At 50.1% G+C, this 383-nt stretch carries 1 pseudogene; it reads left to right on the forward strand.

Annotated elements, in window-relative coordinates:
• Positions 1-383 (forward strand): annotated as a pseudogene (locus KH400_RS22115) (hypothetical protein); the annotation flags it as partial.

Here is a 383-nt window from a genome sequence, read left to right on the forward strand (position 1 = left end):
GTGTGCAACGAATGGCTGCCCGCCACGCGATTGTGCGTCGTTTGCCAGCCGTTGAAACGTTGGGATCAGCGAGCGTGATTGCATCGGATAAGACGGGGACGTTGACGCAAAACAAGATGACAGCGCGTCAAGTTTGGGATGCAACCAAAGATGAAGTTGTGCCAGTCGACCAAGTTGATACCGTACCAGATGCACTTCGCTTTGGTGCATTATCAACTAATGTGACGGTGCAAGATGGGCAACTAAGCGGTTTGCCAACTGAAATCGCCTTGGTGGCTGGTATCGGTGGCGTTGATGCTTATCGTGACTTGCAAGCTGAGTATCCAAAGGTTTATGAAATTCCGTTTAACTCAACTCGTAAGCGTATGACCACGGTACACAAG

This window comes from Desertibacillus haloalkaliphilus (assembly GCF_019039105.1).
In the GTDB taxonomy this organism is placed as follows: Bacteria; Bacillota; Bacilli; order Bacillales; family KJ1-10-99; genus Desertibacillus; species Desertibacillus haloalkaliphilus.